Annotated in this window: 13 protein-coding genes; 11 read left to right on the forward strand and 2 right to left on the reverse strand. The window is 69.4% G+C overall.

The features are described from left to right. The first annotated feature begins 43 nt into the window (after positions 1-43). From ACW17W_RS02315 to ACW17W_RS02325, 3 genes are all read left to right on the forward strand, one after another. Positions 44-943 carry a hydrogen peroxide-inducible genes activator gene (locus ACW17W_RS02315; protein ID WP_492080362.1) on the forward strand — a complete coding sequence of 300 codons (900 nt, stop codon included), beginning with the start codon at positions 44-46 and terminating at the stop codon, positions 941-943. Positions 944-1,015: 72 nt separating this feature from the next. Next, positions 1,016-1,792 (forward strand): alpha/beta fold hydrolase, encoded by a 777-nt coding sequence (locus ACW17W_RS02320; RefSeq protein WP_492078973.1) that lies wholly within the window; start codon positions 1,016-1,018, stop codon positions 1,790-1,792. A 208-nt stretch (positions 1,793-2,000) separates the two neighbouring features. Continuing rightward, positions 2,001-2,534 (forward strand): hypothetical protein, encoded by a 534-nt coding sequence (locus tag ACW17W_RS02325; protein ID WP_492078975.1) that lies wholly within the window; start codon positions 2,001-2,003, stop codon positions 2,532-2,534. 55 nt (positions 2,535-2,589) lie between these two features. Here ACW17W_RS02325 and acnA read toward each other — a convergent pair whose 3' ends face one another. Then, positions 2,590-5,325, reverse strand: coding sequence for an aconitate hydratase AcnA (gene acnA, locus ACW17W_RS02330; RefSeq protein WP_492078977.1), 2,736 nt, complete (start codon positions 5,323-5,325; stop codon positions 2,590-2,592). Positions 5,326-5,715: 390 nt separating this feature from the next. Here acnA and ccmA point away from each other — a divergent pair, with 390 nt between their 5' ends. From ccmA to truA, 7 genes are all read left to right on the forward strand, one after another. Next, positions 5,716-6,339 (forward strand): heme ABC exporter ATP-binding protein CcmA, encoded by a 624-nt coding sequence (gene ccmA, locus ACW17W_RS02335; protein ID WP_492078979.1) that lies wholly within the window; start codon positions 5,716-5,718, stop codon positions 6,337-6,339. A gap of 80 nt (positions 6,340-6,419) precedes the next feature. Then, complete coding sequence (gene ccmB, locus ACW17W_RS02340; protein ID WP_492080363.1) at positions 6,420-7,088, forward strand: heme exporter protein CcmB; 669 nt, start codon at positions 6,420-6,422, stop codon at positions 7,086-7,088. Between the two features lie 6 nt (positions 7,089-7,094). Next, positions 7,095-7,502 (forward strand): acyl-CoA thioesterase, encoded by a 408-nt coding sequence (locus ACW17W_RS02345; protein WP_492078981.1) that lies wholly within the window; start codon positions 7,095-7,097, stop codon positions 7,500-7,502. A gap of 52 nt (positions 7,503-7,554) precedes the next feature. Then, positions 7,555-8,136 carry a peptide deformylase gene (locus ACW17W_RS02350; RefSeq protein ID WP_492080364.1) on the forward strand — a complete coding sequence of 194 codons (582 nt, stop codon included), beginning with the start codon at positions 7,555-7,557 and terminating at the stop codon, positions 8,134-8,136. After that, the gene (locus ACW17W_RS02355; protein WP_492078983.1) at positions 8,136-8,372 is read left to right on the forward strand and encodes a hypothetical protein; all 237 of its coding nucleotides are present in this window, start codon (positions 8,136-8,138) and stop codon (positions 8,370-8,372) included. The genes ACW17W_RS02350 and ACW17W_RS02355 overlap by 1 nt, the downstream gene beginning before the upstream one ends. A gap of 145 nt (positions 8,373-8,517) precedes the next feature. Further along, positions 8,518-9,447, forward strand: coding sequence for a methionyl-tRNA formyltransferase (gene fmt, locus ACW17W_RS02360; RefSeq protein ID WP_492078985.1), 930 nt, complete (start codon positions 8,518-8,520; stop codon positions 9,445-9,447). Continuing rightward, positions 9,447-10,202: a tRNA pseudouridine(38-40) synthase TruA gene (gene truA / locus ACW17W_RS02365; RefSeq protein WP_492078987.1), complete on the forward strand. Its 756-nt coding sequence runs from the start codon at positions 9,447-9,449 to the stop codon at positions 10,200-10,202. Before fmt ends, truA begins: the two co-directional genes overlap by 1 nt. A 3-nt stretch (positions 10,203-10,205) precedes the next feature. On the opposite strand, the gene ACW17W_RS02370 is transcribed toward truA, so the two are convergent. Beyond that, positions 10,206-10,610, reverse strand: a complete 405-nt coding sequence (locus ACW17W_RS02370; protein ID WP_492078989.1) for a YidB family protein — start codon at positions 10,608-10,610, stop codon at positions 10,206-10,208. Between the two features lie 222 nt (positions 10,611-10,832). On the opposite strand from ACW17W_RS02370, the gene ACW17W_RS02375 reads away from it, so the two are divergent. Next, entirely contained in the window at positions 10,833-12,515 is a 1,683-nt protein-coding gene (locus ACW17W_RS02375) for a thiamine pyrophosphate-binding protein (protein WP_492078991.1), read from the forward strand. The last annotated feature ends 19 nt before the right edge of the window (positions 12,516-12,534 follow it).

Below are 12,534 nucleotides of genomic sequence, written 5' to 3' on the forward strand. Positions count from 1 at the left end.
GATGCGTGTGGCTTTCGACATAGCGACCGCCTATGTCGGGCGTATGCTCCCGACCCTGCGCCAGCTCCAGTATCTCAAGCTTCTGGCTGAACACGCCTCGTTCAGCCGCGCGGCGGAGGCGGCGCATGTCAGCCAGCCGGCCCTGTCGGCCGGGGTTCAGGAGCTGGAGAAGATCCTCGGCGCCCCTGTCGTCGAGCGGACGCGCGGCAATGTTCAACTGACCGCCGTCGGCGCGGAAGCGGTCAAACGGGCCGGCGACGTCCTGGCCCGCACAGAGGATCTGGTCGAGGCGGCGCGCAATGCGGGCAAGCCCCTGTCGGGCCGGTTCAGGCTGGGCGTTATCCCGACCGTCGCCCCCTTTCTGCTGCCCGCCGCCCTGCCGGATCTCAAGACGGCCTATCCAGCGCTGCGGCTGTTCATCCGCGAGGACCTGACGCCGCGCCTGATTGCAGGTCTGAAGGCGGGACAGCTGGATGCCGCCGTCATCGCCCTGCCGTATGCCAGCGCGGGCATCGAACATGCGCGGATCGGCGACGACGAGATCCTGGCCGCCGCCCCGGCCGACCATGTGCTGGCCGCCCCCGGCGCCATCCAGCCCGGCGCCCTGCGCGCCGAAGATCTGATCCTGCTGGAGGACGGCCACTGCCTGCGCGACCATGCCCTGGCCGCCTTCGAGATCGAGGCGCCCCGGGGTGACGACGTCTTCGCCGCCACCAGCCTGCACACCCTGATCCAGATGGTCGGGTCGGGGCTGGGCGTCTCCTTCCTGCCGGAGATGGCGGTCAAGGCGGGTCTGGCCGACAATCCGTCCGTGGTCGTTCGGCGCATCGCCCCGCGCGGCGGCGGCCCGGCCCCCTCACGCGAGATCGTCGTCGCCTGGCGCACCGGCTCCAGCCGCGCCGCCGAGGCCCGGCTTCTCGCGGACGCCATGCAGCTGGATTGACGCATAGTCAAAGCCGTCCTGTCATGGATCGGCGCCAGGCTGGCGGCGAAAACGCCGCCAAGGGAATGGTCCATGCCCCGGATACTGACGTGTCTCCTGATCTCGATTCTGGCGGCCGGCACGGCGGCCGCCCGGGAGCCGTCCCCGACCCCGCCCCGCCCCGCCCCGACCGTGGTGCTGGAGGCCGGGCTGGGCGACGGGGCTTCAAGCTGGCGCGCCCTGCGGTCGGCATTGCCGGACGACACGACGGTCTTCGCCTGGAGCCGCGCCGGCTATGCGGGCGGCGCCCTGAGCTGGGCCTCGGACGCGGACGGCCGCCGCACCGGCCGTGAGATCTCCGCCCGGCTGGATGCGCAGCTGCGCGCCGACGGCGCCCGACCGCCCTATGTCCTGGTCGGCCATTCGATCGGCGCCCACTACATCCTCAGCTTCGCCCTGGACCATCCCGAACAGGTGGCCGGCATGGTCTTCATCGATCCCCGGCTGCCCGGCTTCAACCGCCGATGTCGGGAGGAAGGTCTGAGACTCTGCGAGATCCCGCGCCTGTTGACGCTGGCCATGCCGCCGGCCGAACGGGCGGAACTGGCCGGGCTGGAGGAGACCGAAGCGGAACTGGCGGACCTCTCGGCCCTGCGCGACATTCCTGTCGTCGTCCTGACCGCCGGGAGGGGCTCGTTCGGGGAGGATGCGCGGATGCGGGGCCTGTGGCGGACCTATGCGGATGAATTCGCCAGCCGGTTCTCGAACGCCCGCCGGGTCGAGGCCCCCACCTCGGGCCACTATATCCACCGCGACGACACCCGGCGGGTGGTGGACGAAATCGTCCGGCTGGTCCGGGCCGGGGACTGAGGCCGGCCCTGCAGCCGGGATGGCGGGTCCCCGGCGGGCCGCTCCGCCCGGGCGGAAGGGGTCCGTTTTCACGGCAGACGGCAGCAGGATTGACACAGATGGCCCGCCGCTGCGCGATCCTTACCAGGGTTTAATATCGCGGGGAACGGCGTTCATCCGGCGTTCACCGCGGCCAAGCTTTACCGGACGCAAGGAAGGAAGACGTCCCATGAAGCATTTCACCGCCGCCGCATTCATCGCCGCCCTCACCCTGCCCGCCTGCGCGCCTGTCGCGTCGCCAGGCCCGGCGGAGCCCCTGCGCCTGTCGGCCCGCGCCATGGAGACCGCGCGGATCGGAACCATCACCCTGTCGAGCGGATGGCTGCGGGCCCACGACGATTTCAGCGACACCTTCGTCGAGGAGGTCCGTGAGGAACTGGACGGTTGCGCGACGGGCCAGACCCCCCTGAATCTGCGCATCCACGTCGACGACCTGCGCCGCGACGGCCGCCTGGAAGCGGCCTTTGCCGGCCACGGCGCCCATGCCCTGGCCGCGACCGCCGAGTTTGTGGATCCTGCGCGCGGAAATGCGGTCGTGGGCCGCTACCCGATCGAGGTCGCCGCCCCCTCGGGCGGCGTGCTCCCCGCCCTGTTCGGCGACCGTCAGATGATCGTGTCGGAGGCCTGGGGTCGGGCGCTCTGCACCGAGGCCTTCGGCCGCAATCCACGCCGGGCCGGACCGCACAACGCCACGCCGGACTGACAAAAAAGGCCCGGCGAAGCGATCCGCCGGGCCTCTTTCGGATTTGACGAAGCGACTATTCGGCCGCGACGGCTTCCGGCTCCGGCGTGTTGGCTGCGCCGCCGGCGAGGTTGCGCAGGACGTAGGGCATGACGCCGCCAGCCTTGAAATAGTCCAGCTCGGTCTGGTTATCGATGCGGCAGCGGACCGGGAAACGGGCCATCTTGCCGTCCGACGGACGGAACAGCTCGACCCACAGGTCCTGACGCGGACGCAGCTTGCCGACGTTGACGTCGGACAGGCCGCGGATGGTGACGATCTCCTCGCCGGTCAGGCCAAGCTTCTGCCAGCCGTCGGCCTTGAACTGCAGCGGCACGACGCCCATCCCGACCAGGTTGGAGCGGTGGATCCGCTCATAGCTTTCGGCGATGACGGCGCGGACGCCCAGCAGGCGCGTGCCCTTGGCCGCCCAGTCGCGCGACGAGCCGGTGCCGTATTCCTTGCCGGCGAAGACGACCAGCGGCCGGCCTTCCGACTGATAGCGCATGGCCGCGTCATAGATCGACATCGTGTCCTGCGACGGGAAGTGCTTGGTCACCCCGCCCTCGATGTCCGGCGTGATCCTGTTGCGGATGCGGATGTTGGCGAAGGTGCCGCGCATCATCACTTCATGGTGGCCGCGACGGGCGCCGTAGGAGTTGAAGTCGAGGGCCTCCACGCCGCGGTTGGTCAGATAGACGCCGGCGGGCGAGGTCTTCTTGATCGAACCGGCCGGGGAGATGTGGTCGGTGGTGATCGAGTCGCCGAAGATGGCCAGGACGCGGCCCTCGACCACGTCAGTGACCGGGGTCGGATCCATCGACAGGCCCTCGAAATAGGGCGGGTTGGCGACATAGGTCGAGCTGTCGTCCCACTGATAGGTCTGGCCGCCGGTGACCTGGATCGCCTGCCAGTGCTCGTCGCCCTTGAAGACGTCGGCATAGCGTTTGGCGAACATGGCCGGGGTGACCGACTTCTTCTGGATCTTGGCGATCTCGGCCGAGGTCGGCCAGATGTCCTTCAGGAAGACGTCATTGCCCTTCTTGTCCTGGCCGATCGGGTCCTTCGTGATGTCGATCCGCATCGAGCCGGCGATGGCATAGGCCACGACCAGCGGCGGCGAGGCCAGGTAGTTGGCCTGGACGTCCGGGTTCACCCGGCCCTCGAAGTTGCGGTTGCCCGACAGGACCGAGGTGGCGACGACGGCGTTGTCGTTGATCGTCCTCGAGATCGCCGGGTCCAGCGGGCCAGAGTTGCCGATGCAGGTGGTGCAGCCATAGCCGACCAGGTTGAAGCCCATCGCATCCAGATCCTTCTGGAGGCCGGCATCGGTCAGATAGTCGGTGACCACCTGCGATCCGGGAGCCAGGGAAGTCTTGACCCAGGGCTTGACGGTCAGGCCCAGGGCATGGGCCTTGCGCGCCACCAGACCGGCGGCGATCAGCACCGACGGGTTGGAGGTGTTTGTGCAGGAGGTGATGGCGGCGATGACCACATCGCCGTCGCCGACGGTGAAGTCATGGCCCTCGACCGCATAGCGCGGCGCATCGGCCGGGCGGCCGAAGGCGCCGGTCAGCTGGCCTTCAAACTCGGGGGCGGCGACATCCAGGGCGACCTTGTCCTGCGGACGCTTCGGACCGGCCAGCGACGGCACGACCGTGGCCAGGTCCAGTTCCAGCACATCGGTGAAGACCGGGTCTTCCGAGGTCTCGTCGATCCACAGGCCCTGGGCCTTGGCATAGGCCTCGACCAGGGCGACGCGCGCCTTGTCGCGGCCCGTGGCGGCCAGATAGCCGATGGTCGCGGCCGAGACGGGGAAGAAGCCGCAGGTGGCGCCGTATTCCGGAGCCATGTTGGCGATGGTGGCCTGATCCTCGATGGTCATGTTCGGCAGGGCGTCGCCGAAGAATTCGACGAACTTGCCGACCACGCCCTTCTTGCGCAGCATCTGGGTGACGGTCAGGACCAGGTCGGTGGCGGTCGTGCCTTCCGGCAGTTTGCCGGTCAGTTTGAAGCCGATGACCTCGGGGATCAGCATCGGGATCGGCTGGCCCAGCATGGCCGCCTCGGCCTCGATGCCGCCCACGCCCCAGCCCAGGACGGCCAGGCCGTTGATCATGGTGGTGTGGCTGTCGGTGCCGACGACGGTGTCGGGATAGGCGACGGTCTTCTTGCCTTCGTCGATCGTCCAGACGGTCTGGGCCAGGTTCTCGAGGTTGACCTGGTGGCAGATGCCCGTGCCGGGGGGCACGACGCGGAAGTTGTTGAAGGCCGAGGAGCCCCAGCGCAGGAAGTTGTAGCGCTCGATGTTGCGCTCATATTCGCGCTCGACGTTCTGGCCGAAGGCGGCGGCGGTGCCGAAATTGTCGACCATGACCGAGTGGTCGATGACCAGATCGACGGGGACCAGAGGATTGATCCTGGCGGCGTCGGCGCCGAGCGCGGCCATCGCATCGCGCATGGCGGCCAGGTCGACCACGGCGGGCACGCCGGTGAAGTCCTGCATCAGCACCCGGGCGGGGCGGAAGGCGATCTCGTGCTCAACCGAACCCTTGTTGTCGATCCAGGCGGCGACGGCCTTCAGGTCGGCTTCGGTGACCGAGACGCCGTCCTCGTTGCGCAGAAGGTTCTCCAGCAGCACCTTCATCGAGCGCGGCAGGCGGGAAATCCCGGCCAGACCGGCTTCCTCGGCGGCGGGAAGGCTGTAATAGGCGTATTTCTTGCGCCCGACGGAAAGGTCCTGGCGGGTCTTGAGGCTGTCAATCGACGGCATGGAGTATCTTCCTCTGGTGTACGCCGCCCGACAATCCGGTTGCGCCCTCGCGCGACAGACGCCGCGGCTCACAGGTCCACGGCGCGCGCGGCGAAAGCCTGCTGCGGCGACGGCCGCTATAGCCCCGCTGGCGTGTGGCGTCCATGTACCCGCGCCGCGTGTGGGGACATTGAGAACAGGTCGCAAAAATCTTGTCCTCCCCATTCGCCACTTGGCGAATGGGGAGGTGGATCGGAGGCCGCTTGGCCGACGAGACGGAGGGGGCGACTCTATCTGCGATGCGAGGCCAGACAGGGCGTTTGGTCTTGAAGCTCGGTCGCCCCCTCCGTCACGCCGCGAAGGCGCGCCGCGCCACCTCCCCATTCGCTTCGCGAACAGGGAGGACAAATCTTGATCCATGCCGTCGCCCTGTCCGGACTCTCGCTGTCGCGCGGCGAACGCACCCTGTTTCACGGGCTTGATTTCGAACTGAAGGCCGGTGAGGCCGTGGCCCTGACCGGGGCGAACGGAGCGGGCAAGACGTCGCTGTTGCGCGCGGTGGCGGGATTGATCCGGCCGAAGGCGGGCGAGGTGGTCTTCCACGACGGCGACCGCAACCGGATCGATCCGGGCCATGCGCGTTCGCGGGAAACCCATCTGATCGGCCATCTGGACGGACTGAAAGGCGCTCGCACCGCCCGTCATGAGCTGGCCTTCCAGTGCGACTGGCTGGGCCACACCCAGGACGGGTTTGACGACGCCGTCGCCGCCTTCGGGCTTAGACCGCTGCTGGACCTCGAGGTCCGCAAGCTGTCGGCGGGCCAGAGGCGGCGGCTGGCGCTGGGACGGCTGGTCGGATCACCGCGCGCCCTGTGGTTGCTGGACGAGCCGCTGGGGCCGCTGGATACGCGCTGGCGCGAGGCCTTCGCCAACGCCATGAAACGCCACCTTGACGCCGACGGCCTGATCCTCGCCGCCGTCCATGATCCCCTGCCGGTCCCCACCCGGCCGCTGGATCTGGGGCGGTTCGCATGAGCGGCGCGAAACGCCCTTCGTGGGACGATCGCAACCCGCAGGCGCCCGAGCCCGGCGGATCCGAACCGCATGCGCCGGGGATGCGCGGCGCGACCCGGGTGCTGTTCGAGCGCGAGCTGTCCCTGGCCTGGGGCGGGGGCGGCGGACCGCTGCTGGCCTGTGGCTTCTTCGCCTGTCTGACCGCCATCCTGCCGCTGGCGGCGGGCGGCGATCCGGCCACCCTCAGGCCGGTGGCGGCGGGCGTGGCCTGGCTGGCCCTGGCCCTGGCCTCGCTGCTGTCGCTGGAGCGGCTGTTCGAGCGCGATCTGGAGGACGGGGCGCTGGACCTGCTGGCGGGCGGGCATCTGTCGCTCGAGGCGGTCTTCATCCTGAAGGCGCTGGGCCAGTGGGTCGCCGTCGGCCTGCCCCTGGCCCTGACCGCGCCGCTGGCCGCCCTCACCCTGGGCCAGCCGCCGGCCCTGCTGCTGTTGACGGCCGCTTCGGCGGCGATCGGGGGGCTCGGCTTCGCCTTCACCGGGGCCCTGGGCGCGGCCCTGGCCCTTGGGGCGAAACGGGGCGGCCTGCTGATCGCCGTGGTCGTCCTGCCCCTCTTCATCCCGCCGGTGGTGTTCGGCTCGGGCGCCCTCGTCCGCGCCGCCCAGGATGACAGCCCCCTGCCGGCCCTCGCCCTGCTGGCCGCCTATGTGCTCTTCGCCGCCGTCATCGCCCCGTTTGCGGGGGCGGCGGCCGTTCGCAATGCTCTGGACTGACTCCTGATGACCGATATTTCCCAAACCGCCGCCGCCGCCGCCCCAACCGGTCAACTCGTCGGCCGTGTCATCGCCATGCCGGCCGACACCAATCCCGAGGGCGACATCTTCGGCGGCTGGCTGCTGGCCCAGATGGACCTCGCAGGCGCGTCCCCGGCCTTTGACCTGGCCTGCGGCCGCTGCGCCACGGTCGCGGTTGACGCCATGGTGTTTCACCAACCGGTCCAGGTCGGCGACGAGGTGTCGCTCTACGCCAATGTGCTGCACGTGGGCCGGACCTCGGTGCGGGTCCATGTCGAGGCGTGGAAACGGCCCCGCGCGGCGCACGAGATCAGCCGGGTCACCGAGGGCGTCTTCACCTATGTGGCCATCGGCGACGATCGCAAACCCCGCCCCCTGCCGGGTCGGGGCTGACCGGAAGCCCCGAAATCTTGACCCGGAGGGCCCCGGGGCCTACCTGATGGCGATGGCCGTCCAGCGCATCCTCACCATCGACAACGCCGCCGATCTGGCGATCCTGAAGCGGGTCTCGACCCCCGTGGCGGCCGTGGACGACAGCGTCCGCGCCCTGATGGACGACATGCTGGACACCATGTACGACGCCCCGGGCATCGGTCTGGCGGCGGTCCAGATCGGCGACCTGCGCCGCGTGGTGGTCATGGATCTGGGCGATGGGCCCGCGCCGGAAGGCGAGGCGGCCGGTGCGCCTGAATCCGAAGAGGAGGCCGCGCGTCGGCCGAATCCGCGCTTCTTCGCCAATCCCGAGGTGCTGTGGGCCTCCGACGAGCAGTTCTGCTACGAGGAGGGCTGCCTCTCGATCCCCGAATATTACGACGAGGTCGAACGACCGGCCCGGGTCCGCGTCGCCTATCTGAACCGCGAGGGCGAGCGGATCGAGGAAGAGATCGAGGGCCTTTACGCCGTCTGTTTCCAGCACGAACTCGACCACCTGAACGGCGTCCTGTTTATCGACCACCTGTCGCGCCTGCGCCGCGACCGGGCGGTGACCAAGGTCAAGAAGATCATGCGCGCGAGGGAGGACGCCTGATGGCCCGGACCCGTCACCGCAAGACCACAATCATCGACCCTTCCGGCCGTCGCCGTCTGACCCGATCCGAGAAGATCGGCATCGGCAGCGTGGGCGTCGTCGTCGGCGTCACCCTGGTCGGGCTGATCGCGGGCCTGATCATCGACCGCCTGCTGGATTTCGATGACGCCCTGGATGCCGGCGGCGAGTGGGACGAGGGCGGCGGCGTGGCCTCGCGCTGGTACGATCCCTCTTAGCGAGGGCGCTTTGCGCCCAGCGCTGACGCTCGGCTCGCGGAGCCTCGCTGCTTGAGCGCGAAACGGCTGTAATTATGACGCTCAGGTCGTGAGCAACCGCGTTGCGAACATAGCGCCGCCGCCCTCAGGCGGCAGAAGGAAAAGAATGCGCCTCGCCTTCATGGGCACGCCCGAGTTCGCCGTGCCGTCGCTGGCCGAGCTGATCGCCTCGGGCCACGAGATCGTCGCCGTCTATTCCCAGCCGCCGAAGCCGCGCGGGCGGGGCCAGAAGTTGACGCCGTCGCCGGTTCACGCCTTTGCCGAGTCCATGGGGCTTCCGGTCTTCACCCCGGCTTCGATGAAGTCGCCCGAGGCCATCGCCGACTTTCAGTCGCTGGACCTCGATGCCGCCTGTGTCGTCGCCTATGGCCAGATCCTGAAGGCGGAGGTGCTGGAGGCGCCGCGTCTGGGATGCTTCAACCTGCACGGCTCGCTGCTGCCGCGCTGGCGCGGGGCGGCGCCGATCCAGCGCGCCATCATGGCCGGGGATCGCCAGACCGGGGTCCAGATCATGCGCATGTCCGAGGGCCTGGACGAGGGGGCCATCCTGTTGTCCGAGGTCCTGCCTGTCCATGGGGACGACACCGCCGCCAGCCTGTCCGAACGGATGGCGACGACCGGGGCCTCGCTCTGGACGCGGGCGCTGGGCGCCATCGAACGCGGCGGGGTGACCGAAACGCCCCAGACGGGCGAGCCGACCTATGCGAGGAAGATCACGCCTGCGGAGGCCCGTATCGACTGGACCCGCCCGGCGGCCGAGGTCGACGCCCATATCCGCGGCCTGTCGCCCTTCCCCGGCGCCTGGTGCGCGGCGCCGGCCCCGGATGGAACCGCCGTCCGGATCAAGGTCCTCATGTCTCGCCTCAGCCTGAACGGAACCGGCGCGCCCGGCGAGGTGCTGGACGACGACCTGCTGGTGGCGTGCGGAGACGGCTGCGTGCGTCTGACCCGCGTCCAGCGCGAGGGCCGGGCCGTTCAGGCGGCGTCGGAGTTCCTCAAGGGGTTCGCGATCACGTCCGGGACGATGCTCGGCTGATGCCCCGCTACCGCCTGACCCTTGAATACGACGGCGGACCCTATGCCGGGTTTCAGGCCCAGGACGGGCTGCCGACGGTTCAGGGCGCGGTCGAGACGGCGGTCAAGGCCTTCTGCGGCCAGACGGTGCGGATCGCCGCCGCCGGCCGCACCGACTCCGGCGTCCACGCCACGGGTCAGGTCGTCCATGTCGATCTGGAGCGTGACTGGCCGGCCTCCACCGTCATGAACGCCCTGAACGCCCATCTGCTGAACGAGGCGGTGAGCGTGCTGGACGCAGTTGTCGTGTCCGACGACTGGCACGCCCGTTTTTCGGCCGAGGGGCGGAAATACCTCTTTCGCATTCTCAACCGGCCCGGGCCGCCGGCCCTGCTGGGCGGTCAGGTGTGGCATGTGAAGCGGTCGCTGGACGTCGAGGCGATGCAGGCCGGGGCCGACCGGCTTCTGGGCCATCACGACTTCACCACCTTCCGCGACCTGGCCTGTCAGGCGAAGTCGCCGCTACGCACGCTGGACGTCGCCTGTGTCAAGCGGGTGGGGCAAGAGGTGCATCTGGTGTTCGAGGCCCGCGCCTTCCTGCATCGTCAGGTGCGGTCGATGACCGGCACCCTGGTCGAGGTCGGGCTGGGCCGATGGACGCCGGACGATGTGGCCGGGGCGCTGGCGGCCAGGGACAGAAAGGCCTGTGGACCGGTCGCCCCGCCCACAGGCCTGTATCTGACCGGCGTCGACTATCCCGAGGCCGACCCGGGCTGAGCCCTATCGTTTCAGGAAGCCGCCGATCATGTCGCCGAGGCCGCCCGGCAGATTGCCGGTCAACTGACCCAGCAGGTCGTCGCTGCCCGCGACCTCGCCGCCCGGGGTCAGGCGGTCGATGGCTTCCGGCAGGAGGCCGGCGATGGTTTCCGACGCCTGTTCCGGCGAGATGCCGACCGACCGGGCGAAGTCGGCGATCGGACCGTGGCCGATCACCTGGGCGATCTGCGCGGCCGAGATCGGCAGGTTGCCGCCCTTGCCGACCCATGAGGCCGCCAGATCGCCGAGGCCGTTCTGGCCGAACTTCTCGACCAGGCCGCCGACGCCGCCCTGTCCCTTCAGCAGATCGGCCAGACCTCCGCCCGCCTGTTCACCGAGCGCGCCGGTGACGCTGTCCAGAAGTCCCATGTCCGATCTCCTCAAAATGCTCTGCAAGCTTCACCTTTGATCACGACAGGATCACGACAGGCAGGGGGCGGTGACGATTGTTTACGTTCCCGGGGGCGGGTCCGGAGGCCGTTCCCCGAGCGCGGACCCAGGGTTCAGGTCCGTGCCGCCACGGCGCCCGGGGTCGGGCATGACCACAGGGTTGCATGGCCAAGGCCGACGTCGATCTGCTAGTCCGTCCGGATGACCCAGATCCCCTCGCCGGATTCCGGCCGCACCGCCGCCCAGCGCCTTGTCGATGTCCTGGTCGCCAATGACGTCAGCCACGTCTTCTGCGTCCCGGGCGAGAGCTATCTGGCGGTTCTGGATGCCCTCGCCGACGTCACCGACCGGATCCAGGTCATCACCTGCCGGCATGAGGCGGGCGCCGCCAATATGGCCGAGGCCTATGGCAAGCTGACCGGAAAGCCGGGGATCTGCATGGTCACCCGGGCGCCCGGCGCGACCCATGCCTCGATCGGCGTGCATACGGCGCATCAGGATTCGACCCCGATGATCCTGTTCGTCGGTCAGGTGGGTCTGGCCGACCGGGGCCGCGGCGCCTTTCAGGAGATCGACTACCGCGAGGTCTTCGGCGGACTGGCCAAATGGGCCACGGAGCTGGAAAGCGGCGATCGCACGACCGAGATCCTCGAGCGCGCCTTCGCCACGGCGCTTCAGGGGCGGATGGGGCCGGTGGTCATCGCCCTGCCCGAGGACGTGCTGCATCATGACGGGGGGGCGGCGCCGCTGGGCGCTGTGAGACCGGCGCATGCGGCTCTGTCGTCGGAATTCGTCTCCGATGTCGCCGACCGACTGTCGAAAGCCGAGCGGCCGTTGCTGGTGCTGGGCGGTTCGGGCTGGACGGAGGGGGCGGCGGCGGCCATCGGCGACTGGGCCGAGCGTCTGGGCCTGCCGGTCAGCCTGTCGTTCCGGCGCAAGGACATCCTGTCGAATGACCGCCCCAACTATGTCGGCGACCTGGGCCTGGGCTGCAATCCGAAGCTGATCCAGAGGGCGCGCGACGCGGATCTGGTGATCGCCATCGGGGCCCGGCTCGGCGAGAACCCGACCCAGGGCTATACCCTGTTCGACCGGGCGCACACCGCCCGGACCCTGATCCACATCCATCCGGGGCCCGAGGAACTGGGGCGGGTCTGGCCGACCCTGGCCAGCGCCTGTGCGGACAACAGTCTGGCGGCTCTCGCCCTGTCCACCCTCGCGCCCGGCCGGACATGGACCGAAGAGGCCGTACAGGGTCATGCTGACTGGCTGGCCTTCTCCACCCCCGGCGAGGTCACGGGCGCCGTCAATATGGGGGTCTGCATGGCCCATCTGGCCGAGGCCCTGCCGGCCGATGCGGTGGTGACCAATGGCGCGGGCAATTTCGCCGCCTGGCTGCACCGCTTCTATCGCCACCGCGCCTGCCGCACCCAGCTGGCCCCCACCTCGGGCGCCATGGGCTATGGCTATCCCGCCGCCGTGGCCGCCAAGGCCCTCCATCCCGACCGGGAGGTCATCTGCATCGCCGGCGACGGCGAATATCTGATGACCGGGCAGGAGCTGGCCACCGCCGTCCAGTACGGTCTGGCCACGGTGACGGTCATTGTCGACAACGGCGCCTATGGCACCATCCGCATGCATCAGGAGCGGGAGTATCCGGGTCGGGTGGTCGGCACCGACCTGAAGAACCCCGATTTCGTCAAATACGCCGAGGCCTTCGGCGCCTTTGGCGTGCGCTGCGAGCGGACGGAGGACTTCCCCGCCGCCCTGGCCTCGGCCCGACGGGCGGCGAACGAGGACGGCGTTCCGGCCATCGTCCACCTGATCACCTCGGCCGAGGACATCGCCCCCGGGCGGACCATCACCCAGCTGCGCGGCGGATAGGCCGCGGCCTTTCGCCTTG

This window comes from Brevundimonas sp. FV1ye29L, from assembly GCF_058681095.1.

Coding starts and splice junctions, on each gene's coding strand:
- acnA (WP_492078977.1), bottom strand. CDS start 5,325: ATGCCGTCGATTGACAGCCTCAAGACCCGCCAGGACCTTTCCGTCGGG.
- ACW17W_RS02345 (WP_492078981.1), top strand. CDS start 7,095: ATGACCGATATTTCCCAAACCGCCGCCGCCGCCGCCCCAACCGGTCAA.
- ccmB (WP_492080363.1), top strand. CDS start 6,420: ATGCGCGGCGCGACCCGGGTGCTGTTCGAGCGCGAGCTGTCCCTGGCC.
- ACW17W_RS02320 (WP_492078973.1), top strand. CDS start 1,016: ATGCCCCGGATACTGACGTGTCTCCTGATCTCGATTCTGGCGGCCGGC.
- ACW17W_RS02375 (WP_492078991.1), top strand. CDS start 10,833: ATGACCCAGATCCCCTCGCCGGATTCCGGCCGCACCGCCGCCCAGCGC.
- ACW17W_RS02325 (WP_492078975.1), top strand. CDS start 2,001: ATGAAGCATTTCACCGCCGCCGCATTCATCGCCGCCCTCACCCTGCCC.
- ACW17W_RS02315 (WP_492080362.1), top strand. CDS start 44: ATGCTCCCGACCCTGCGCCAGCTCCAGTATCTCAAGCTTCTGGCTGAA.
- truA (WP_492078987.1), top strand. CDS start 9,447: ATGCCCCGCTACCGCCTGACCCTTGAATACGACGGCGGACCCTATGCC.
- ACW17W_RS02370 (WP_492078989.1), bottom strand. CDS start 10,610: ATGGGACTTCTGGACAGCGTCACCGGCGCGCTCGGTGAACAGGCGGGC.
- ACW17W_RS02350 (WP_492080364.1), top strand. CDS start 7,555: ATGGCCGTCCAGCGCATCCTCACCATCGACAACGCCGCCGATCTGGCG.
- fmt (WP_492078985.1), top strand. CDS start 8,518: ATGCGCCTCGCCTTCATGGGCACGCCCGAGTTCGCCGTGCCGTCGCTG.
- ACW17W_RS02355 (WP_492078983.1), top strand. CDS start 8,136: ATGGCCCGGACCCGTCACCGCAAGACCACAATCATCGACCCTTCCGGC.